Consider the following 22,574-nt stretch of genomic DNA (forward strand, 5'->3'; position numbering starts at 1 on the left):
AAGTGTCTTTTCAACGTGTGCCGGGACTCGTCAGCATTGTCACCACCGTCTACAATAAGGTACCTTATCTGACGGATTGCTTAACGAGCCTGCTCAATCAGACTTATACAAGCTGGGAGCTCATTCTAATCGATGATGCATCCACCGACGGGTCTTATGAATTCGTAATGAATTGGCTGAACAACAACGAGCCGTTATTAAGGGATGGGAAGGGGATCTGTACATTGCGGCTTCCGCGCAATATTGGCTACTCAGGCGCGATAACAGTTGGGATGTACTTGGCCAAAGGGGAGTATATCGCCATCCAGGACGCAGATGATCTGTCTCATCCGGAGCGGCTGGCTAAGCAAGTTCGTTATCTGAAAAATAACCCGCAAATCGATCTGCTCGGTACGAACTACGAAGTGTTCGAAGATGGTCAGCCTGAGCGCCGGATGCCGGTGTACTGGCTTAAATACGGCGAACAAATTGGAAAGGTTTATGCGAAGGGCGGACATTGCATTTGCCACGGAACCGCGATGTTGCGAGGAACGGTGTTCGATGAAATCGGCGGGCATACAAGGCGTATTGAAGGCGCGGAGGATTACGAATTTATCGCGAAAGTCATCAAGCCCGGAGCGAGAAACGTGGACAATATGCGGGAGGTGCTGTATTACTACCGCAAGCATCCCTTGCAGCGTTCACGCAATTATTTCGGCAAATCGCAGACGGAGCATGACTATGACTCGTAAACGATTGCGGCTGCTAATGGTCATGGACAGCCTTGCGGTTGGGGGAACGGAAACCTATGTGCTGAGCCTGGTGAAGGCCTTCCCATCGCTTGGCGTCATGCCTGTATATGCAGGCGGAACCGGCGTGATGTACGAGTCCTTTGCTCGTGCAGCCTGCCCGATTCATCGCGTGGAACTGAGGGCGGAGCAACTGCTAGACCCGGTGCGCCAGGAGCAGGCGGAAGCCGCACTCTCGCAAATTATGAGAAGCCGCAAAATTGATTTGGTGCACATTCACCAAACACCTTCCGGTTTGTATGCCGCCGAAGCGGCAAGAAAATTAGGCATCCCCGTAGTGTTCACTGTGCATGGCGCTTACTATCCGCCGGATCAACTTCAAATGATGAAAGCTGCCGGCTGTACTTTCGTGTGCGTCAGTCTTCCGGTTCAGGTTTATCTGGAGCGCCAGGGGATCCCGTCACACTTGATTGCCAATGGAATTGATTTTGACCAGTATCGTTCCGAGTCGTCTGCTGCGCTGCGCGCCAGCCTCCGCATACCGGATGGAGAGAAGGTCGTGGTTTATGCATCTCGTCTGGCATGGGACAAGGCGGCTGTATGCGCGATGCTCGTCAGAGCAGCACGCACGCTGCGCTTAAACGGGGCAATGCCCTTGCATGTCATAATCGCGGGATCAGGCAATCAAGCAGCTGCAATTGCCGAACTCGCAGAGATGGTAAACCTTGAATGCAATACGTCTTTCGTCCAACTTGTGGGTAGTCAGATGCAAATGCGCGATTACTACAATCTAGGCGATCTTGTCGTCGGAACCGGACGCGTTGCACTGGAAGCTATGGCTTGCGGCAAGCCTGTTCTGGCTATAGGGAATCACGGATATTTCGGCTTTGTGGCCCAGCCCGTTTATGACGAGGCTTGGCAGTATTACTTTGGCGACCATGACTCCAAGGAGCGTCCATCCGAGCAGCGAATCGGCGAAGCGATCAGCGAGGCGCTCGCTTCCGCTGATAAGCTGGAGGAGATGGGCCGGAAAGGGCAAGCTTGGGCGCGGTCGAATTTTCATATCCGCGATAAAGCGATTCAGATGAAGCAGCTGTATAATTCCTTGCTTTCAATGACTTGATAGGGACGGAGTGGTCGTAACGAATGAGAAAAGTGTTGTATTTAGGGTGGATTGGCTTCAACAACCTTGGAGATGAATGGATGTGGGAGATGTTCCGCGATATGGCGCAGGCTCATCTGAAGGAAGAGGAGCACCTTGTTATCCCTTCACTTCCGCATGTGGAGTGGAAGAAGGTTGAGCAGTACGATACGATCGTTCTCGGCGGCGGATCGCTGGTCATACCGGGTTATGTCGATCTGGTATACGAAGCACTGGAGCTAGGAAAGAAGATCCTCATCTGGGGCAGCGGTCATGACCGCCTTCATAAATGGGCACCGCAGCCAAATGGACTGCTAGGACCGGAGCCAGCCGATGAAAGCAAGCAGTATCGCCAAAGGCTGAAGGCCGTGATGGCACACAGTGTATATTGCGGGATCCGCGGACCGTGGACTAAAGATTATATTGAATCACTAGGCGCATTATCATCTACTATCACCATAAGCGGAGATTCCGCCATGTTGATGAATGCATTGCATCCAGTAAAGCCACTGCAACAAGCCGGAAGCGTCCAAGGACAGCATCGGACGATCGGCATCAACTGGGGCACCTCCTATAATCGGATTTATGGCGGCAACGAGGAACAAGTGGAGAACGCGCTCGCACAAACGGGCCGCTCGCTGCTAGCGCTAGGTTATAGGCTCCATTTGTATTCGGTCTGGGGGCCGGACAAAGAGGCACTGGCAAGGTTGCATGCTAAACTTGGCCATGATGAGCGAGTGACTTTCGATCCCAAGGTGTATGCTGCAGCAGATTATGTGCAGCTGCTATCGGGATTCGAAGCGACGATTAACTTAAAGCTGCACGCTAATTTATTATCGGCTGCGGCGAACGTTCCATTTGTCTGCATCGGCTACCGATTCAAAAGCTTCGATTTGATGCTTGGCTTAGACTTAGCCGATTGGATCGTTGCCACGGACGATGCTTTGTTGGCCGAGACGTTGATGGAGAAAGTCCAAGCAGCAGCGGCTTGGCGGGATGGGTATATCAACAAGCTTGAAGAGGGGCGCCAGAAGGCGTATCAGTCGCTCGTCACGCCGTTTCGAGAGCGTTTGTTTTAGAGGGAAGAGATTGTCCGTCAAAATGAACGGGACAGTCTCTTTTTTTGACGGGTGATACTTGAACGATCGTTCAAAAATAATTCTTGACCGACCGTTCTTGATATCGTATATTTACTTCGAAAGGAGGGAGCAACGAGATGGCCAGGACGAAAGAGTTTGATGAAGATGCGGTTCTAATGAAGGCCATGCTGTTATTTTGGGAACAAGGCTATGAGAAGACCTCCATGCAGGAACTCGTAACCCATATGGGGATTCACAAAGGAAGCCTGTATGATACATTTGGCGATAAGCAGTCGTTGTATAACAGAGCATTGAAACGGTATATTGAATTGTTTGAGCAATCGGTGAAACTTCCGGTTAAGAGCCGCATGGCAGAGACCCATTCTGCCAGAGAAGGAATTCGAATGATTCTTGAAATGGCAATCCAGAAGCAAGAAGAACTTCCAGACGGCTGCTTTATGGTGAATACCGCAGTGGAATTGGCCAAACAGGATCCGGTTTCCCGAGATTTGGTTCAAATGGGCTGGGACACAATCGAACAGTTCTTACACGATATTATTGTGGAAGGGCAGCAATCAGGAGAAATCTCACGGGATCTCCATGCTAAATGGTTGTCCCATTTCTATAATAATGCACTAACTGGACTTCGCGTTATGGTCAAGACCAGCACAGACGCGGATAAATTAAACCATATTATTGACATCAACATGTCGGTTTTGAAATAAAAGACGCATAAGCAGCCGCTGGGCTGCTGCATATAAGATCACGTTACTTGGTTTAGGTGATCATTTTTTACATCTATTCTTGAACGATCAGTCAAGAATAGGGATAGCCAAATTCGTCTATAAAAAGGAGAATGAATCGAATGATTAAAATGGAGAAAAAACTATATACTGCGACTGTAAATGTGCAAGGTGGAAGAGACGGTAAAGCTGTTTCGGGCGATGGCAATCTTAGCTTGGATTTGAGATATCCCAAGGAACTGGGTGGCCCCGGAAATGGAGCAAATCCGGAACAATTGTTCGCTGCAGGATTCGCCGCATGCTTCGAAGGCGCGATGGGAACTATTCTAAGAAAGAGAAGCATCAAAACAGAAGGGATCTCCATTCTATCCAGTGTTTCGCTTGGGAAGGATGCGAGCGAAGGCTATGTACTAGCCGTTCAGTTCGATATCACCATCAAAGGGATCGATACGAATTTAGCACATGAAATCGTCGAGGAAGCTCACCAGGTTTGCCCTTATGCCAAAGCAACACGCGGCAATATCGAAGTCATTACAAATATCGTTGGATAAGCTGCACGCAAAGCGTAAAAAATAATCCAGTCAAAAGGAGATGTTACGATGATAACAATGGAAAAGAAATTGTACACGGCTACTGTAAATGTTGAGGGCGGAAGAGAAGGAAAAGCGGTATCGAGCGATGGCAATCTTAACTTGGACTTGAGATATCCCAAGGAATTAGGCGGCCCCGGTAACGGCGTCAATCCAGAGCAGCTATTCGCTGCAGGATTCGCTGCCTGCTTCGAAGGCGCGATGGGAACCATAACAAGAAAAAAAGGCATTAAAACCGAAGGTGTCTCCATTAGTTCGAATGTTACACTCGGTAAGGATGCGAACGACGGCTATGTCTTGGCCGTTCAATTCGATATCACAGTAAAAGGCGTAGATATTAGTGTGGCTAGGGAAATCGTCGACGAAGCTCATAAGGTTTGCCCTTATGCCAGAGCAACGCAAGGCAATATCGAAGTCATTTCGAATGTGATCGGCTAACGTTTCAGATTCTCAGCAACCCCGCTTGACGAAAGCGGGGTTTTCAACTTTTTTCAATGAATAGGAGGAGGCAGCAAAGTGGAGATCCATTCCTTATTTAAAGAAACGTTCAGGGGACAAATCGATCATGGGATCACGCTCGTAGACTTTTACGATCCCGAAAGCCTCTCTTGTCAAGAACAGCTTTCCATTGACCAGATGCTGGCTCAAGAAGTGAGGTATCAAGCTGCGGTCGCCAAAGTAGATGTCGATCAGGAGAAAGAACTCGCAACCGAGTACGGAGTGAGGAGTGTTCCGACATTATTGCTTTTTAAAGACGGCTACAAGGTGGAAACTTTAGTAGGGCCTCAAAGTAAAGACATTTTGCAGCAGCACATCATTAGTTATGCGACTATGGGCGATTCATGCGTTTAACGGGAAGAAGCAAAGGTCCCCTGAATCATCGAAATGGCCATAATCATAAAAAGTGAAAGCTTGATTGTAAAATCAGGCTTTTTATTTTGCCTGTTAAGCCGCGTTTTAATCCCGGAATTCCCGGAACAGGCGCAGTCACTGAACAATCCGGCTAAGTATCATTCGACAACCTTGGAGGTCGCGGAATTGGCCAAACAGGCTGGCGTGCCCCATCTCGTGCTAACCCACCATATTCCGGCACCTTATCCGACCGCAGAATCGGAAGCGGAATACACACAGGGAATGCGGGATATTTTCCAAGGCAAAATCACGATGGGCCGCGACTTGATGGAATTCGAGCTGTAAGCGCATATACCAAACGATAGAACAATGAAAATGGCGGACCACTATGGTCCGCCTCTTTTTATTATAGGCGATGAAAGAGGAGCTTTTCCTTCTAAGGGTATAAGTGGTATGATCTCTGTTAAACCATTATCCGAGGTGATATCATGGATATTTCCATCCGAAATGCTACGCTGGCTGATTACGAGTCGTTGTTACCTTTGTTTCAGCAGGTTCATGATCTGCACGTTGTCGAGCGACCGGACTTGTACAAGGAGAATTCGACCCCGGTAGAGGAAGCGTACTTTCGAAATCAACTGCTGGATGACAAGCAACCTATTTTTGTAGCCGTGTGGGGGAATGAAATCGTCGGTGTAGTTGTTATGAAGGAAGAAGCGATTCCTGAGAATTCATTTGTTCATGCGAGGAAAGTCTTACTTGTAAACAGTTTATGTGTCGCTGAGACAGCAAGGAACAAGGGGATCGGGAAGAAACTCATGCAATCCGTATTCGACCTCGGAAGAAGCTTGGAAGTTGATCGTATTGAATTAGGGGTTTCGGAGAAAAATCAAAATGCGATCACGTTTTATCAATCCATAGGCATGACAACAAAAAGCAGGAAAATGGAGTTTCAGTTGATCAACTTACCATAAAGGAGGCCCATATGGAGTCCAAACGAATAGCAGCGGAAAAAGCGGTGGAGTACATACGAGAAGGCATGATCGTGGGGTTAGGAACGGGGTCTACAGCCTATTGGGCAATTCAGAAATTAGGAAAGAATGTGAAGGATGGATTAGACGTACAAGCAGTAGCGACATCCGTTCAATCTGAGCAATTAGCGAAGGAATTAGGCATTCCGATTCTATCCGTTTCCGAAGTCGATGCAATTGATCTGACTATCGATGGGGCTGACGAGGTCGATGATCGATGGAACCTCATTAAAGGCGGCGGCGGCGCGCTGCTGCGCGAGAAGATCGTAGCTTCGGCAAGCAAGGAATTAATCATAATTGTTGATGAAAGTAAAAAAGTGAATGTACTTGGCAAATTCCCATTGCCTGTAGAGATTGTGAAATTCGGCTATGAGCTAACGCAAAAAAGGCTGGGTAAGCTTGGTTGCATTCCACGGCTGCGGATGAATGAGAAAGTACCATTCATCACAGATAACGGGAATTATATCGTGGATTGTCACTTTGAGCATATCGACCAACCCAATGAGCTGCACACCACAATCAATTTGGTACCTGGCGTCGTTGATAATGGCCTGTTTATTAAATTGGCAACAAAAGTGATCGTTGGTTATAACGATGGATCGGTTATTGAGTTGTAATATGAGCCGAGCATATAGGATTGAATGAGGTGTGGTATGGCAGCCGGTAAAAAGGGAAACGATCGGGTTTCTAAACTAGTGAGAGTTGAAACCGTCTTTATCTATGGCGTTTTCATTTGTTATATCCTTTTTTTAGTTAAAATATTTTTCTTATCAAGAGTTTCGCTTATGGATTTGTTTAATAGTCACAGGACTTTTGAGAGGTCAATCAATCTCATTCCATTCTTTAGTATCAGAGAATATCTATTTAGCAACGATGCGGCTGTAACGAGTTTCGCTTTTGCTAATGTGATTGGCAATATCGTAATCTTTAGTCCTCTTGGCACCTATATTTCCTTATTCAAAAGGGACAATAGAGTCATATCCAATCTGCTAATTATGTTGGTAGTAAGCGTATTAATTGAAATCACTCAAGGGCTTCTAGGCATTGGAGCAGCAGACATAGATGACATCATTTTAAATGGTTTGGGTGGATTGATTGGAATCATAGGGTATAAGATACTCGTGTTTATAGTACGAGAGAAAAAAGCACGTCATGCAGTTACCATACTTTCAGCATTAGGATTAGTTGTTTTATTCTATTTTTCATTTATGCTGAAATTGCGCCTCTGACTATCACTTAAGCATGTCACTGAAGTTAAAAACACGCTGCCGGATTTGGCAGCGTGTTTGTGTTCATGAAATGAAGAAGACGACGATGTTACGTCATATCCTCGAGGCTGCCAACAGTTTAGTTCATTTCCGCAAAACGAATGCATACCGGCTTGGACACATGAAGCTCACTGCCGGCAGGCTGCAGCTTGCCCGACTCAGCATCGCGGCTGAACGTCACGATATGGTTGCCATCGCGATTCGCGACAAGCGCAAAGCGACCGTCCGGTGACAGCGCGAAATTACGAGGGTGTCCGCCGAGAGTAGGCGCATATTCAATCGGCTCAACATGTCCGTCAATTGGGTCGACGCTGTAGACAGCCAGGCTGTCATGGCCACGGTTCGAGCCGTACAGGAACTTTCCATCCGGCGATAGATGGATATCTGCACATGCATTGTCTCCCTCGAACGTTTCAGGCAGGGTGGATATCGTCTGCACAACGCTGAGTTGCCCTTCAGCGGAATCGTAAGCATATACCGTGATCGTGCTGTTCAATTCATTAATTCCGTATCCATAAGGCAGCTCCGGATGGAAGACGAAATGGCGCGGACCTGAACCCGCAGCGATGGTTGTCTTACTGCGAAGCAGCATGCGTTGGTTTGGCAAATCCAGTTCGTAGACAAATAGTGTATCCATGCCGAGATCAGACACAACGGCAAAGCGACCGGCGTTGTCGACGATAACCGAATGGGCTCTTGCTTGTGTTTGTGCCGGATGAACGCTGGAACCTTCATGCCGGTGCACGTCCGTCGTTTGGCCAATTCGGCCATCCTCGAGAATAGGCGAGAGGCTAACCATTCCTCCGTGGTAGCTTGCAGTCATGGCAAACCGACCCGTCGCGTCGATTGAAATGTGGCATGTCGTAGCAGGAAGCGTAATCTCTTCATTCAAGCGAAGCAGGCTGCCATTCGCAGGATCAAAGGTGTATGCGGCTGCCGCGCCGCATTTCCGTCCTTCCGAATCCTTGCCTTCCATGATCGTATAAAGCATGCGATTCGTCTCGTTAGGCACGAGGAAAGTAGGATTTTGCAGGCTGTCCGCTTGACCGATCAGCGTCAATGCGCCGGTTTCTTTGTCATAGGTGCAAGCGTAGATGCCGGGTTCGTCCGCGTTTGCATAGGAGCCGATAAAAGCAAATGTCGAAGCCATAGTCAAGCACACCTCCATGTCTTGGAAAATAAATGTTCTAAGCTGACATTTTACCATTTTTCGCGGAAAAAGGCACTTGATGTGTTCACCAATACAATGCAGCCTTTTACGCACGTTAAGCGTTCATGCAGGTGCTTAAACTAATTTTTGTGCTATGCTAACTACGAAACATGCATATGGGGGTAGTATACTATGAACCAACTGTTACTGGCAGACGATGATTCCAATATTAGAGCGCTGGTCCGATATGTGATGACCCGAGAAGGATTTCGTGTACATGAGGCACAAGACGGGGCAGAGGCAGTAAAAGTAATGGAACAATCCCCAATCGACTTGGCTATTATTGATGTCATGATGCCGCATATGGACGGATTTGAACTGTGTAAGCATATAAGGCAGCATTACGACATCCCGATTATTATGCTTACAGCCAAAGATCAGCTGTCCGATAAGAAGGAAGGTTATCTGAAGGGGACGGATGACTATGTGACCAAGCCCTTTGAACCGGAAGAGCTGCTGTTCCGCGTAAAGGCTTTATTTCGCCGCTATAACAAGGTATCGAATGATATGATTCGGATGCATCGCATTACCATTGACCGCCAGAACGTTGAAGTTTCCGACGGCCAATCGATTTTTTTGCTGCCGATGAAAGAATTCGAGTTATTGACTCAATTGGCACAGTACCCAGGTCGTCTATACTCTCGCGATGAGCTGATCCGTCTCGTATGGGGGCCGGATTATGAAGGGGACGACAGGACGGTAGATGTGCATATCAAACGGCTCAGACAGCGTTTTGCCGAGTATACGGATGACTTTAACATTCAAACGATACGCGGAATCGGCTACAAGATTGTGGTGAGCGAACAATGAAGTCACTCTACTACCGCGTGTTTTTTATAACGGCCGCAGTCATTTTCGCCAGCAGTGTACTGGGTTTTCTCGCTTCCAACATGTACTATCATGTCAAGCTAAAGCCTTTCAATGATGCGAAGCTTGTTTCCATTGCCCAACAAATGAAGCAGTACATAGAGTCGGAGCCCATTGAAATGGAGCGTTATCTTCAACATACAGCCGCTCTAGGGTATGAAATCTATGTGACTGACGGGCAAGGAGAGTCGCATTTCTTCGGAAGGAGCTTCCGTCAAGAGGATCTGGATAAGCAGAACATTGCGTTAGTCTTGGGTGGCGGTGTCTATCACGGTGTTAAGCAGTTTCCAAACAAACCGTTCATCTCCGGTTTCTTCGAGAACCGTTTAAGCAATACGGTTGGCTTGGCCGTCCAATCATCGGGCAAGAAGTACGCCTTGTTCATGCGGCCGGACGTACTGCTTCAGTTCGGCGAGCTTCGTACTTTCTTTGCTTTGGTTGGACTGCTGACCATCATCATAAGCATGCTATTCTTCTTAATCAGTACCCGCTATATCGTCAATCCGATTACGAGGCTAACCGATGCAACGAAACGTCTCGCGCAAGGGAATTACAATCTTCGCCTGCATACCGGCCGACGTGATGAAATCGGGCAGCTGGCCGAACATTTTACGACGATGAGCCGGGAACTTGAGCGGGTTGATGTAGCGCGTCAGCAATTTGTTTCGAATGTATCCCATGAAATCCAATCGCCGCTCACGTCGATCCAAGGATTTGCCAAAGTACTTGCGCAAGACGATATCTCGAAAGAAGAACGTGAGCAATATGCATCCATTGTCGAAGCCGAAAGCCGCCATCTTTCCTTACTGGGCAAGCAGCTTCTGCTGCTCTCCACACTGGAGCATGGGGAAGAAGCGCTGAACAAAACTCATTTCTCCTTACACGGCCAAATCCGTCAGGCCGTTGAGGTGCTGCAATGGCAGCTGGAAGACAAGGAGTTGTTTTTGAAGCTGTCTGTTCCTTCTTCCATTTCGATTTATGGCGATGAGGTGTTGCTCATGCAGGTGTGGGCAAATCTGCTCAGCAATGCAGTGAACCACATTCCATCCGGTCGAAGAATAGAAGTCCGCGCGGAGCAAATGCAGACGCACACCCGCATTGTTATTTCAGACACCGGAGAAGGGATAGCTCCTGAGCATCTGCCGTATCTGTTCGACCGGTTCTACCGTGTCGACCGCGCGAGGGAACGCGCTTCGGGACGAACGGGTCTTGGACTTGCCATTGTGAGAAAGATTGTGCAGCTGCATCAGGGGGATATCGAAGTAAACAGCACAGTAGGAGCCGGTACCCGGATTACAGTAATGCTGCCTGTATTGTAATTTGTTATTCATGCGCCGTTCATTTTCGCTTCCTAAACTGGAGTTATCAAGGGGAGGGAAGCACCATGTATCTGGCCATTCGTGAGTTGAGATTCGCTAAAGTCCGTTATTCGTTAATTGCATGTATTCTGCTGTTGGTCGCCTTTCTAGTCCTGTTCGTTACCGGGCTTGCGCAAGGGCTCGCCTTTGACAATGCAGCTTCCATTCAGAAGATGGACGCTTCGCACTTTATTATGGAGAAGGATGCGAACCATCGCTTCACTCGTTCTCAAGTGAATGAACAAGTACTGAAACAAGCGAGTTCAATTGCAGGAGAAGAGAATGTTGAGCCGCTAGCGATCAGAATGACAACCGTGACAGCTGACGGGACTTCCCGCAAGTTGGATGTGACGCTTCTAGGAATGAGACCGAATGGTTGGCTGATGCCTAAGGTAACCGAAGGGAAAACACTTTCATCGACAGGGACTGGGCAAGTACTTGTTGATCACAAGCTGAAGGCTGCGGGAATTGACATCGGTACAGTTATTGTCGATCAAGCTTCAGGAATGAAATGGACGGTCAGTGGGTATGTCAGCCATGAATCCTTCAGCCATACGCCGGCTGTCATCCTAAGCGACTATGATTGGCAGCAGTATCAGTTGAAATCGGCATCGCGCCCCGTAGTGGAAGCAGCAGAGAAGGGGATATTCTACAATGCGATTGCGGTGAAAGTGAATAATAATCAGGCGGCGCAGCTTGCTGCGGTCCTGCCGGCCACCGAAATCGTCACGAAATCAGCTGCTGTTTCGTCCATACCGGGATACAAGGAGGAGCAGGGATCGCTGCTTATGATGATTATCTTCTTATTCATCATCTCATCTTTTGTCTTGGCCGTGTTTTTCTACGTCATCACAATCCAGAAGAGCAGTCAATTTGGGATTCTAAAAGCAATTGGCACTCGGACCTCGTACCTGATCCGAAGTATCGCGATGCAGATCCTGCTTTTGTCTATTGGCAGTCTAGTTGTTAGTGTACTGCTTGTCCAAGTGGTTGAAGCTGTATTGCCTAGCGGAATGCCATTCCAGCTTCATGTCTCCACACTTGCGGTAACAAGTGGAGCTTTCATTGCGATGTCACTTGCCGGATCATTGCTTTCGGTTTGGAAAGTGACGCGAATAGAAGCTTTAGAGGCGATTGGGAGGACTGCAGCATGAGACACAGATTAATACTCACCAATATTACGCATACTTTTGAAGACGGCGGTAAACAGCGAATGATACTTGACACTTTAAATCTACAAGTGCGGGAGGGAGAGCTGGTTGCCGTAATGGGACCTTCGGGATCCGGCAAAAGCACATTCCTTTCCATAGCAGGCGCTCTACTGAAGCCATCGAGCGGTGATGTTCTGGTGGACGGGGAATCCATAAACCGTTTAGACAAGCAAGCGTTGTCCGACATGCGTCTTCGCAAGCTGGGATTTATATTCCAAAGTGCAAATTTGATTCCTTACTTAAAGGTGAAAGAGCAGCTGATCCTTGTTGCAAAGCTTGGCGGAATGGACAAGAGAATGGGAGCTAGGCGAACATCCGAAATGCTGCAAAAGCTGGGCTTGGATCACCGCAATGATGCATATCCCGAGAAGTTGTCGGGTGGTGAACGTCAGCGTGTCGCCATTGCAAGAGCCCTCATGAATGACCCGGCTGTGTTGCTGGCGGACGAGCCGACTGCGAGTCTGGATGCGACTAGGGGATTGGACGTAGTACGCATGCTTGCCGATGAAGCGAGAGAGCGAGGGAAGAGCGCAGTCATGGTGACGCACGATGACCGCATTCTGCCGCTTTGCGACCGAGTTCTTTATTTAGAGAACGGATCTCTAATTGAACAATAAGAAAAGCCAGTGAATGCTGACTATGTTATATCTCCAATAGAGCAAAAAAGAACCTGAGTAGATTACTCAGGTTCTTAACATTGCTTATATGCAGACCCGATGATACAATCGAAGTACGACTGTCATAGGAAAAAAAGACATAGTTGTTTTATTTTACAATTCAATCGTATCATGCTAATGGAATCCTGTCAAATGGTTTTTCTCAAATTGTTGGTGGAGGAGAGATTTGGAATGAACGCTATGGTTCTCGGTTTTCAGGAAATGGATCGAACGCAGCTATCCCTCGTTGGTGGTAAGGCGTTGAATTTAGGGGAACTGGCAAAGATTAAAGGGATTCATGTACCCGAAGGATTTTGCGTCACGACGGTAGGATATCGGCAAGCTACCGAACATAACGAAACGTATCACAATCTGGTGGCTACATTATCCGAACTGAAAGCAGAAGACCGGGACCTAATCGGTGAAATCAGCAGCAAGATTAGACAAAGCATTATGGAAGTAGACCTGCCTTCCGATGTTGTGAACGCTACAACTCACTATCTTACCGGGCTTGGTGATGAACGTGCCTATGCCGTGCGTTCCAGTGCGACTGCAGAAGATTTACCCCATGCCTCATTTGCAGGGCAACAAGATACTTATTTAAATATCATCGGGAAGGAAGCGATCTTGGAGCATATCCGCAAATGCTGGGCTTCTTTATATTCGGATCGCGCAGTCATTTATCGCATTCAACATGGATTTGACCATAGCCAAGTCCATGTAGCCGTTATCGTTCAAAAGATGGTTTTCCCAGACGCGTCAGGGATTCTATTCACCGCTGATCCGATTACTTCGAACCGCAAGCTGCTATCCATCGATGCCGGCTTTGGGCTCGGCGAGGCATTAGTCTCCGGCTTAGTCTCTGCCGATAACTATCAGGTGCGGGAAGGCGAAATCGTCCATACAAGGATCGCAGCCAAGAAACTGGCGATCTATGGACTTCCATCAGGCGGAACGGAAACCATACAGCTCGATCCCGATCTGCAAACAGCGCAAACCCTTACCGAGCAGCAGATTTTACGATTGGCAAGCATCGGCAGACAGATTGAAGCTTATTTTGGCAGCCCGCAAGATATCGAGTGGTGTATGGCGCAGGATACTTTCTCTATCGTCCAGAGTCGTCCGATCACGACCTTATACCCCATCCCCGAAGCGATTGATCAAGAAAATCACGTCTATATTTCAGTTGGTCACCAACAGATGATGACCGATGCCATTAAACCGCTGGGTTTATCATTTTACCTATTAACGACTCCTGCGCCGATGCGTAGAGCTGGCGGAAGGTTGTTTGTAGATGTTACTCCAATGTTGGCTTCACCAGCCAGCAGAGAAATGATTTTAAACACATGGGGGAAATCCGATCCGCTCATCAGAAACGCACTCAAATCCATTTTAGATCGCGGAGATTTCATTAAAATGTTGCCGAATGGGGCATCAGCACCAAGTCCCGGCAGAAGTATACCGGAAGCACCGGCACAAACCGAAATCGATCCGAGTATCGTTACAGAATTAATCAAGCTAAGTCAAACATCGATAGACGAGTTAAAACAACATATTGAAACGAAAACAGGACCGGATCTAATGGATTTTATTTTAGAAGATTTTCAAGAATTAAAGAAGATTTTGTTTAACCCGCAAAGTACGCGTGTGTTTATGTCAGCAATGAATGCTTCAACATGGATCAATGAGAAAATGAACGAGTGGTTAGGCGAAAAGAACGCGGTAGACACCCTAACTCAATCTGTTCCCCATAATGTTACTTCGGAAATGGGGCTGGCGCTGATGGATGTCGCAGATGTGATTCGTCCTTATCCGGAAGTCATTGCATATTTGCAGCAAATTAAAGAAGATCATCAATTGGAAGAACTCTTAAACATTGAAGGCGGTCAGAAAACGCTGGACGCGCTCCACGCTTACCTCGATAAATACGGGATGCGATGTGCCGGGGAAATCGATGTGACTACGGCTCGTTGGCGTGAAAAACCGCTTACGCTTGTCCCGATGATTCTGGGCAATATCAAACATTTTGAGCCTAATGCCGGTATTCGGAAATTTGAGCAAGGACGCCAAGAAGCGTTAGAGAAAGAACAAGAGTTATTGGGGCGACTGATGCAATTGCCGGATGGTGAACAGAAAGCGGAAGAGACGAAGCATATGATCAGCTTAGTTCGGAATTACATCGGCTATCGGGAATATCCCAAATACGGCATGGTTAGTCGCTATTTCATATATAAGCAGGCATTATTGAAAGAAGCGGAACAGCTCGTTGAAAAAGGCGTCATTCCTGACAAAGAAGATATTTTCTATCTGACTTTTGAAGAGCTTTGCGATGTCGTACGCACGAATTCACTCGATTACCGGATCATCAGCAGACGAAAAGATGACTACAAATATTACGACCAATTAACGCCTCCACGTATTATTACGTCTGATGGCGAGATCATCGCCGGTGTATATGATCGTGAGAATATCCCAGCCGAAGCTCTTGTAGGTCTGCCCGTTTCATCCGGCGTGATTGAGGGACGCGCGCGTGTTATTTTTCGCATGGAAGAGGCGAACCTGGAAGAAGGAGATATTTTGGTGACCCCCTTTACCGACCCGGGCTGGACGCCATTGTTTGTATCCATCAAAGGACTCGTCACCGAAGTTGGCGGACCGATGACCCACGGAGCCGTGATCGCACGCGAATATGGCTTGCCGGCAGTCGTCGGGGTAGAAAATGCAACCAAGCTGATAAAAGACGGGCAGCGAATTCGCGTTCATGGAACAGAAGGATATATCGAGATCTTGTAAGGGAAAGACTCACTGCCCCCGACTGGATGCAACTAATTCGTTGTCCGCTGCGTCTAACTACACAAGAACTATCTTTGGAGGTAAGCGAATGTTTCGAAAAATACTTATCGTATTAGGTGTTCTTGTTGTTGTATTAGGCGGAACATTCTTATATTTTAAAGACACGATTATGGGAACCGTAGAATTCGCCAAACAAACCAAAGAGACCGTATCGACAGTCAGTGCGGTGAATGAGAAGATGCCTGCGCTCATTCAGAAGGCAAAAGAAAATCAAAAGAACGGCACTGATTCCACTGTCACAACTGATAAGTCAGCGGAAAAGGAAATTAAAAAAGAACTAGTGACTGTAAAACAAGAGTTGACGAAACTTACGGAGACGGAGCCGCCGGCGAAGTTGAAGAACATTCACGAACAGCTCGCAGCACATTCTGCTGAGGCCAACCAAAAGATCGATGCGTACATTAAGCAGATCGATAACGGCACCTTTAACCCGGAAGAGTTCCAAGCCTTGTATGAAGAAATGAAAGATTCTCCTGAATTTAAGGAAGCTGAAAAATACTTAAAGCTGTTACAATAAGCTTTTCCGCGAAGCAAGTAAGAAACGGCAGCATATCGCTGCCGTTTCAGGAAGTTGATAAAGCCCCTATTTAGGGGCTTTATCTGTTGGAAGGCTCTTTATTTGGAAGCGAGGAATGTTCTACCGAACAGTACGGCGCTTATTTGCCCATTTATGTGCGCAAGTATGGCGGCTTTGGTTATGCTAATTAAACGATAGGCTATTTGTAAAACTCTAACGAATCACAGAAGCCTTATTGGGGCCAAATGTCTCGATATGAACCGCTAACGAATCCTACAGGTCTTATTGGGTGTCAACATGTCCTTTTGCACGCCAATTCCTATTAATAAGACTTCTACGATTCGTTAGGATTAATTTGGAGCTGTTTTTGCATGAATAAGGCCCTCACGATTCGTTAAAGTGTTTTTTAGATAAAATGGCCTTCGAGACTGGTTCGACAGCCTGAAACGGCAGCTAAATGGCTGCGTTTCTCATTTTGTGGACGGAATAACACCGCTAAGGATTTCATGTAACCCCAGGGTTGCTTATTGTTGACATGCAACCCTAGGGTTGCTTATAATCGGAGTATGACATCGGACAATGACGCTATTTTCAAAGCACTTGTCGATTCGACTCGGCGGCTTATATTAGACGAACTATCTGAACGCAATGAGATGACGTTGTACGAACTTACGGTACGACTCATCATGAAGCACCAGCTGTCCATTTCTCGGCAGGCGATTGCTAAACATCTTTCTACTTTGGAAGAAGCAGGGCTCGTTAAATCAGAAAAAAAAGGGAAATATCGCATCATCATATTCAACAAAGAACCCCTTAAAGATTTGCTGAAAGGATGGATAGAGTAAGTTTAGTAATAAAATTCTGACGACGAATCGAACATTTCAAGGAGGACAAAATAAATGAAAATCATAGTTGCCAGTATATTTGTTCAAGATCAAGACAAGGCGATGGCGTTTTATACCGAAACGTTGGGCTTTGTAAAGAAGCATGATGTTCCCGTCGGAGAATTTAGATGGATAACGCTAGTTTCGGCCGAAGATGAAGGTGGTACAGAGTTATTGCTTGAACCGAATAACCATCCGGCAGCCAAAGAATATCAAAAGAAGATATTTGCTGACGGGATCCCGGCCACTATGTTTGGCGTCGCTGATATTTACAGTGAGCACAAACGTTTACTTGAAAAAGGCGTGAGTTTTACGATTGAACCGACAACAATGGGAACTGTCACGATAGCTGTCTTTGACGATACATGTGGCAACCTTATTCAAATTGCGCAGAAATAACTTTCGTTTTTTATGATGAGGGCTGCCGGCCAGGCAGCCCTTTTTTGTGCTGAGGTACATAGTCGTGCAACTTATTATTGCCTGCGCCGTTTTAATAAATGGAATCCATTTAACAAAAATTGGATTAAGAGGAGGGGACGTTCGCATGGAAACGTTCGGTAGAGGGTGTCTCTGGCTTATTCTTGGCGCAGTAGGAATGTTGGCGATCGCTTTTATCACCCAGAGTACCATTCATATTCCTTGGTTCATATTTATCCCCATTGCGATCTTCGTTTTCTGGATGGCTTCTAAGAAAAGCAAAAAATGAGGGTATTAGGAGAGAAGAGTGCTACACCCGATGTGTTTTCCGGTAAAAGGAAGGGGTCATGCCGCGCTTTTGTCGGAAAACGCGGCTTAAATAAAAGCCGTTCTCGTATCCGCAACGGGATGCGATTCTGTCGATGCTGAGATCGGTTTCCTCAAGCAGCCGGCATGCTCGGGAGAGCCGTAGTTCCGTTACGAACTCGGAAGGTGTAACTCCGTATGCGGTGCGGAATCGACGGGTCAGCTGAACCGGTGAAAGCTTCAGTGAATGCGCTAAGTTTCGCATGTTTATAGGTGCGTAGGCGTGGGCCGTCATGAACTGACGCGCCTGTTGAAGCTCCGGAGGGATGTCGGGATGGTCTGGTTTCATATCATTTCCGCGCTCGAGTGTCGCAAGTCGCAGCAGGTCGTTTAATAAATGCTGCTTATTCGCTTGTGCGAACTTGTCGCGTTCCGGAGCTAGTTTGTTCAAATAACGTAAATCGGACGACAAACGCACCTCATCTGCTATGCTGATTTTCCCTATTAACTGAAATCCTATTTCGAATTCGGAATCCGTTTCCGTTACTGTATCCTCCCCAGGTCCCGCTTCCAAATTGAAATGGAGAAAGTGAAAGTTGAGTGTATGGATCGTTCGTCGATGAAACCAGGTATTCGGCGGGCAGATCACCAAGTCGCCGAAGCCCGCTTCTCCTTCATGTTCATTGATGGCGAAATTAAATCTGCCGTCTTGAGCGGCGAACATCGTCCAGTAAGGATAAATATCACGGTCGAGTGCAAAACGTTCTTTGTATTCCCAGTGCACATGCGAAACCAGCTTTGCATAGTAATCGTATTTCATCCGCGCTTCCACCTCAGTTGATCTCATGAAATAAAGTATATCAATTCTCGTAATACAATGCATGTTATTTAAAATGAGGATCTTATAAGATGAAATTAAAGATATTCATTTCAAATAAGGAGTGCATGGGCTATGAGAAATGAGGTCGTGTCGACGGATATTACGGTTATCGGCGGCGGACTTGCAGGAGTATGTGCAGCTATTGCCGCAGCCCGGCAGGGCAGAACGGTTTCGCTGGTTCAAAACCGTCCTGTGCTCGGCGGCAATTCCAGCAGTGAAGTGAGGGTATGGGTTTGTGGCGCTACGGCGCACGGAACTCACCGCTATGCCAGGGAAACCGGCATTATGGGGGAATTGTTCATTGAGAACCAGTTCCGCAATAAGGATGGAAATCCTTATTTTTGGGATATGGTCATAATGGAGAAGGTTCGAGCGGAGTCCAATATCCGTTTATTTCTCAACACGGATGTACATGAAGTTGAGGCCAGCGGCGACGAGGATAACCGGACGATTCGTTCCGTTACAGGCTGGATGATGGGCTCGGAAAGGAAGATCCGTTTCGAAAGCGACGTGTTTCTCGATTGTTCGGGCGATGGGCTGGTTGGGTTTCTCGCGGGAGCCAAGTACCGGGTCGGCCGCGAATCGAAGGACGAATACAATGAGGATTGGGCACCAGACGTAGCTGATGATATTACGCTTGGCAGCACGCTTCTGTTCTATACGAAGGATGCTGGCTATCCTGTACAGTATATCCCGCCTGCTTTCGCCAAAGATATCACCCAAACGACGATTCCGATGAAACGAGTCATTCGCAGCGGCGATAACGGCTGTGCCTATTGGTGGATCGAATGGGGCGGCGAGTACGATACCGTTCATGATAATGAGCTGATTCGCGATGAGCTATGGGCAGCCATTTATGGCATTTGGGATTATATCAAGAACTCCGGCAAGTTTGACGCCGATCATATGACACTGGAGTGGGTAGGCTCTATCCCGGGAAAAAGAGAGTACCGCCGGTTTATCGGCGATTATGTGCTTAATCAGAACGATATTGTAGCGCAGCGCGAATTCGATGACCGCGTCGCATTCGGAGGATGGTCCATCGATCTGCACCCTCCGCAAGGCATGTATTCGACGGAAAGCGGTTCGAAGCATCTTCATATGGACGGCATCTATCATATCCCGTTTCGCTCGCTATATTCCGTAAACGTTAACAATCTGCTTATGGCCGGCCGCGATATAAGTGCTTCTCATGTCGCGTTCGGAACTACGCGGGTAATGGCAACCTGTGCCGTCATCGGGGAAGCTGCCGGCACCGGAGCCGCTTTATGCGCAGAGAAGGGCATTACACCTCGCGAGCTGCATAACAGCCATCTGCGTGAACTGCAGCAAATCATGCTCAAGCAGGACGCATCGATCATCGGCTTGCGCAACGAGGATCCGGCGGATCTCGCTCTGAAAGCGATCGTTAAGGCATCGAGCACATTGACAAGACTAGCGGTAGAAACGCCGGTGGAGGTGTATCCCGTAAAGTCCGACATCGGCTTGCTGATTCCGGCGGACCCGGACATCGACGGCATCGAGCTGTTGGTGGATGCTGCTGAAGCGGCGACGCTAACAGTCGAGCTGTGGGATACCGGCCGCGGCGAGAATTACGTCCCGCATACCCTGCAGACGGTTGCATCGGCGCAAGTGGGCATAGGAGATAGGCAGTGGGTAAAGCTGGATTTGCAATGGAAACCGGCTGCACCGCAAAATGCCTTTCTCATCATTAAAGCCGCCGATTCGATTTCGCTGCATTTGTCCGATCAACCGCAAACAGGAGTGCTTACCTTTGTGAAAGGAGCGAAACCAATCGTATCCGCGGACCTCGAGAACCATCAGCCGTCACAGCCGGTTATTCAATGGAGCATGAAACCGTTTGTCCGCAAACCGATCTGTTTCCGTTTGCTTTCACGAACAAATGCGTTCTCGCCTGAGAGGGCCATTGACGGTTTCGCCCGTCCGTTTGCCGGCCCGCATCTGTGGTCGTCCGCCGCAATGGGGGAAGACGCGTCAGAGTGGTTGGAGTTGAACTGGGCGAAACAGCTGAATATGCGTTCGGTCCACATTACGTTTAATGACGACGTGAACGAGGACTTGATCAACCTGCACCATCACCGCACGCCTTTTGCAAGCATGCCGGAGCTCATTCAAAATTATGCCGTTGAGGTCTACGCGCACGGTGAATGGACCGCTGTAGCAGAAGAACAAAACAATCATAAACGCAAGCGCATCCATACGCTGGATTCGGCGGTAACCTGTGACAGAATCCGAATCGTAGCGTATTCAACAAACGGCAGCCGGTGCGCCGAGATTATCGAAGTCAGGGTGTACGAATAGTTTATAGCTACGAAAAATAAAGATGGTTATGCAGCTTTTTGTGCAAGCCATCTTTTTGTTGTCCACATCCAAATCGTTTCTTTCGGGGGTGGTGCCGAATGAATCATGATAAATTAACGGTGTTCATTGTCGATGATGAACTCCCGATACGTCAGGAGCTTCGCTTGTTCGCCTGGGAGAAGTATCATGCCGAATGGATCGGTGAAGCGGAGAACGGCGAGGAGGCGCTAAAGCTATGCCGTTGCCTTTCACCGGATATCGTCATCACGGACATTACGATGCCGGTCATGAACGGACTAGAGCTGTTCCGTTGTTTGAAGTCGGAGTTTCCTCATATCCAGGTCATCCTGCTTACCTGCCATTCCGAATTCGCTTATGCGAAGGAAGCGGTTAAGCTCGGAGCGATCGAGTATCTAGTGAAAGTCACCATGGATGACAGCGATCTAGCGCAGGCGTTAGATCGGGCGAAGGATAGCGTTTATCGTGAGAAATCGCTACAGCGTACCGAGGCGGACGAGCAGCGCAGGAAAGTGTCCGAACAATTGATGAAGCGGTCGCGTCAGACGGCCGATGATGGCGAGCTCGACGCCTGGCTGCAAGCTGCTTTTCAAACTCCGCTTCCAATACAGCTTGCTGCGCTTCATGTGGAGACTAGAAAGACAGGCCGTCTACTCGTCCATCATGCTTGCGAAGAATTGTTGACCTCACAAGAGCGTCTGAAGCCGTTCCATTGGATTCCGGCCGACAGCGACAGCGGCATCTATGTGCTGGTATTCCGCATAGAGAATGGCAATCCGCCGAATTTAGACTTCGAACTGGAGGAGTTAACGGAGAAGCTATACCAATTCCTTGATCAAAAGGTGCCTTTCCTTAGCGGTGCATACAGGCTTTATGGCATCATAAGCGAGCCTATTCGGAGTGGGTCGGATTTTGCGGTTAGGTACCAAGGTATTTGCGAGAAACCGTATGTGGTTTTCTATGATGGCGTAGGCCGAGTATTTGCGACTCCTCCCACCTTGCCAATCTCACTTGACCAACAATCGGTGAATGATGTGTCAGCCAAGCTGCATAAAGCACAATGGAACCGGGATCATTTGGCCGAATGCATCCGCGGGGATTTCATGCGCTGGGCATTGAACAGTCACATTGTGCCGGAAGAGCTGCGGACGTTTATTGCCGATTGGCTGCGCGGCTGGCATCGGGAACAAGCTGCTCCAAGTGGTAATGGGTGGAAATCGTCGTGCCAGATCCTCGGTGCCGCTACCTTAAATGAATTGGTAGAAGCATTTGTTCATGAAATCGAGTCCACCGGCAGGGGCAAGAAGTGCCGTATTGAAATCACGCAAGCTAAGGCGTTTATAGAAGCGAACCTTGAAAAGCCGATCACGCTTAACGCCGTTTCCCGTGAGGTGGGGCTGAGCCCGCATTATCTGAGCCGATTGTTTCGGGAAGAATCGGGTGTATCCTTCCATGATTTCGTGACAGGCAAAAGAATGGAGAAGGCGACGGATTTGCTGCAGCATACCTCGCTCAGGGTCTATGAAGTTGCTCAGCAGGTAGGCATTCCGAGCTACCGATATTTCTCCGCCCTATTTCGCGAATGGACCGGAGCAGCTCCAACAGAGCTGAGATCGGCTGAACATGATAACAAAGGATGATGG

Annotated in this window: 24 protein-coding genes; 22 read left to right on the forward strand and 2 right to left on the reverse strand. The window is 48.0% G+C overall.

All coding sequences use genetic code 11. The annotated features are described in order from the left end of the window. Positions 1-2 precede the first annotated feature (2 nt). The 11 genes from AC6ESO_RS04575 to AC6ESO_RS04625 all read left to right on the forward strand — a co-directional run bounded on the left by AC6ESO_RS04575 (position 3) and on the right by AC6ESO_RS04625 (position 7,393). Entirely contained in the window at positions 3-731 is a 729-nt protein-coding gene (locus tag AC6ESO_RS04575; protein WP_497090338.1) for a glycosyltransferase family 2 protein, read from the forward strand. Then, complete coding sequence (locus AC6ESO_RS04580; RefSeq protein WP_497090339.1) at positions 721-1,851, forward strand: glycosyltransferase; 1,131 nt, start codon at positions 721-723, stop codon at positions 1,849-1,851. Before AC6ESO_RS04575 ends, AC6ESO_RS04580 begins: the two co-directional genes overlap by 11 nt. A 23-nt stretch (positions 1,852-1,874) precedes the next feature. Continuing rightward, positions 1,875-2,948: a polysaccharide pyruvyl transferase family protein gene (locus tag AC6ESO_RS04585; protein ID WP_497090340.1), complete on the forward strand. Its 1,074-nt coding sequence runs from the start codon at positions 1,875-1,877 to the stop codon at positions 2,946-2,948. Positions 2,949-3,085: 137 nt separating this feature from the next. Then, positions 3,086-3,673, forward strand: a complete 588-nt coding sequence (locus AC6ESO_RS04590; RefSeq protein ID WP_497090341.1) for a TetR/AcrR family transcriptional regulator — start codon at positions 3,086-3,088, stop codon at positions 3,671-3,673. A gap of 140 nt (positions 3,674-3,813) precedes the next feature. Beyond that, positions 3,814-4,242: an organic hydroperoxide resistance protein gene (locus tag AC6ESO_RS04595; RefSeq protein WP_497090342.1), complete on the forward strand. Its 429-nt coding sequence runs from the start codon at positions 3,814-3,816 to the stop codon at positions 4,240-4,242. 48 nt (positions 4,243-4,290) lie between these two features. Beyond that, the gene (locus tag AC6ESO_RS04600) at positions 4,291-4,719 is read left to right on the forward strand and encodes an Ohr family peroxiredoxin (RefSeq protein ID WP_494817575.1); all 429 of its coding nucleotides are present in this window, start codon (positions 4,291-4,293) and stop codon (positions 4,717-4,719) included. 78 nt (positions 4,720-4,797) lie between these two features. Then, entirely contained in the window at positions 4,798-5,133 is a 336-nt protein-coding gene (locus AC6ESO_RS04605) for a thioredoxin family protein (RefSeq protein ID WP_497090343.1), read from the forward strand. 186 nt (positions 5,134-5,319) lie between these two features. Beyond that, on the forward strand, positions 5,320-5,478 hold the full coding sequence (locus AC6ESO_RS04610; RefSeq protein WP_497090344.1) for a hypothetical protein: 159 nt from the start codon (positions 5,320-5,322) through the stop codon (positions 5,476-5,478). Positions 5,479-5,621: 143 nt separating this feature from the next. After that, positions 5,622-6,107 carry a GNAT family N-acetyltransferase gene (locus tag AC6ESO_RS04615; RefSeq protein ID WP_497090345.1) on the forward strand — a complete coding sequence of 162 codons (486 nt, stop codon included), beginning with the start codon at positions 5,622-5,624 and terminating at the stop codon, positions 6,105-6,107. Between the two features lie 11 nt (positions 6,108-6,118). Continuing rightward, on the forward strand, positions 6,119-6,781 hold the full coding sequence (gene rpiA, locus AC6ESO_RS04620) for a ribose-5-phosphate isomerase RpiA (RefSeq protein ID WP_497090346.1): 663 nt from the start codon (positions 6,119-6,121) through the stop codon (positions 6,779-6,781). 36 nt (positions 6,782-6,817) lie between these two features. Next, positions 6,818-7,393 (forward strand): VanZ family protein, encoded by a 576-nt coding sequence (locus AC6ESO_RS04625; protein WP_497090347.1) that lies wholly within the window; start codon positions 6,818-6,820, stop codon positions 7,391-7,393. A gap of 118 nt (positions 7,394-7,511) precedes the next feature. Here AC6ESO_RS04625 and AC6ESO_RS04630 read toward each other — a convergent pair whose 3' ends face one another. Further along, complete coding sequence (locus AC6ESO_RS04630) at positions 7,512-8,582, reverse strand: lactonase family protein (protein ID WP_497090348.1); 1,071 nt, start codon at positions 8,580-8,582, stop codon at positions 7,512-7,514. 192 nt (positions 8,583-8,774) lie between these two features. On the opposite strand from AC6ESO_RS04630, the gene AC6ESO_RS04635 reads away from it, so the two are divergent. The 9 genes from AC6ESO_RS04635 to AC6ESO_RS04675 all read left to right on the forward strand — a co-directional run bounded on the left by AC6ESO_RS04635 (position 8,775) and on the right by AC6ESO_RS04675 (position 17,694). Next, entirely contained in the window at positions 8,775-9,452 is a 678-nt protein-coding gene (locus AC6ESO_RS04635; RefSeq protein ID WP_497090349.1) for a response regulator transcription factor, read from the forward strand. After that, positions 9,449-10,828, forward strand: coding sequence for a sensor histidine kinase (locus AC6ESO_RS04640; protein WP_497090350.1), 1,380 nt, complete (start codon positions 9,449-9,451; stop codon positions 10,826-10,828). Before AC6ESO_RS04635 ends, AC6ESO_RS04640 begins: the two co-directional genes overlap by 4 nt. Before the next feature lie 65 nt (positions 10,829-10,893). Then, complete coding sequence (locus tag AC6ESO_RS04645; protein ID WP_497090351.1) at positions 10,894-12,021, forward strand: ABC transporter permease; 1,128 nt, start codon at positions 10,894-10,896, stop codon at positions 12,019-12,021. Beyond that, entirely contained in the window at positions 12,018-12,695 is a 678-nt protein-coding gene (locus tag AC6ESO_RS04650) for an ABC transporter ATP-binding protein (protein WP_497090352.1), read from the forward strand. Before AC6ESO_RS04645 ends, AC6ESO_RS04650 begins: the two co-directional genes overlap by 4 nt. Positions 12,696-12,926: 231 nt before the next feature. Continuing rightward, on the forward strand, positions 12,927-15,527 hold the full coding sequence (ppsA, locus tag AC6ESO_RS04655) for a phosphoenolpyruvate synthase (RefSeq protein ID WP_497090496.1): 2,601 nt from the start codon (positions 12,927-12,929) through the stop codon (positions 15,525-15,527). An 88-nt stretch (positions 15,528-15,615) separates the two neighbouring features. Next, complete coding sequence (locus AC6ESO_RS04660) at positions 15,616-16,104, forward strand: DUF6376 family protein (RefSeq protein WP_497090353.1); 489 nt, start codon at positions 15,616-15,618, stop codon at positions 16,102-16,104. A 566-nt stretch (positions 16,105-16,670) separates the two neighbouring features. Then, positions 16,671-16,949: an ArsR/SmtB family transcription factor gene (locus tag AC6ESO_RS04665; RefSeq protein WP_497090354.1), complete on the forward strand. Its 279-nt coding sequence runs from the start codon at positions 16,671-16,673 to the stop codon at positions 16,947-16,949. Positions 16,950-17,003: 54 nt separating this feature from the next. Then, the gene (locus tag AC6ESO_RS04670; RefSeq protein ID WP_497090355.1) at positions 17,004-17,387 is read left to right on the forward strand and encodes a VOC family protein; all 384 of its coding nucleotides are present in this window, start codon (positions 17,004-17,006) and stop codon (positions 17,385-17,387) included. Between the two features lie 145 nt (positions 17,388-17,532). Then, the gene (locus AC6ESO_RS04675) at positions 17,533-17,694 is read left to right on the forward strand and encodes a hypothetical protein (protein ID WP_497090356.1); all 162 of its coding nucleotides are present in this window, start codon (positions 17,533-17,535) and stop codon (positions 17,692-17,694) included. Positions 17,695-17,715: 21 nt separating this feature from the next. On the opposite strand, the gene AC6ESO_RS04680 is transcribed toward AC6ESO_RS04675, so the two are convergent. Next, positions 17,716-18,531, reverse strand: a complete 816-nt coding sequence (locus tag AC6ESO_RS04680; protein ID WP_497090357.1) for a helix-turn-helix domain-containing protein — start codon at positions 18,529-18,531, stop codon at positions 17,716-17,718. 132 nt (positions 18,532-18,663) lie between these two features. Here AC6ESO_RS04680 and AC6ESO_RS04685 point away from each other — a divergent pair, with 132 nt between their 5' ends. Together AC6ESO_RS04685 and AC6ESO_RS04690 are read left to right on the forward strand one after the other, a co-directional pair. Continuing rightward, positions 18,664-20,913, forward strand: a complete 2,250-nt coding sequence (locus AC6ESO_RS04685) for an FAD-dependent oxidoreductase (protein WP_497090358.1) — start codon at positions 18,664-18,666, stop codon at positions 20,911-20,913. A gap of 98 nt (positions 20,914-21,011) precedes the next feature. After that, positions 21,012-22,571, forward strand: coding sequence for a response regulator transcription factor (locus AC6ESO_RS04690; RefSeq protein WP_497090359.1), 1,560 nt, complete (start codon positions 21,012-21,014; stop codon positions 22,569-22,571). Positions 22,572-22,574 lie beyond the last annotated feature (3 nt).

The organism is Paenibacillus rhizoryzae (genome assembly GCF_059686995.1).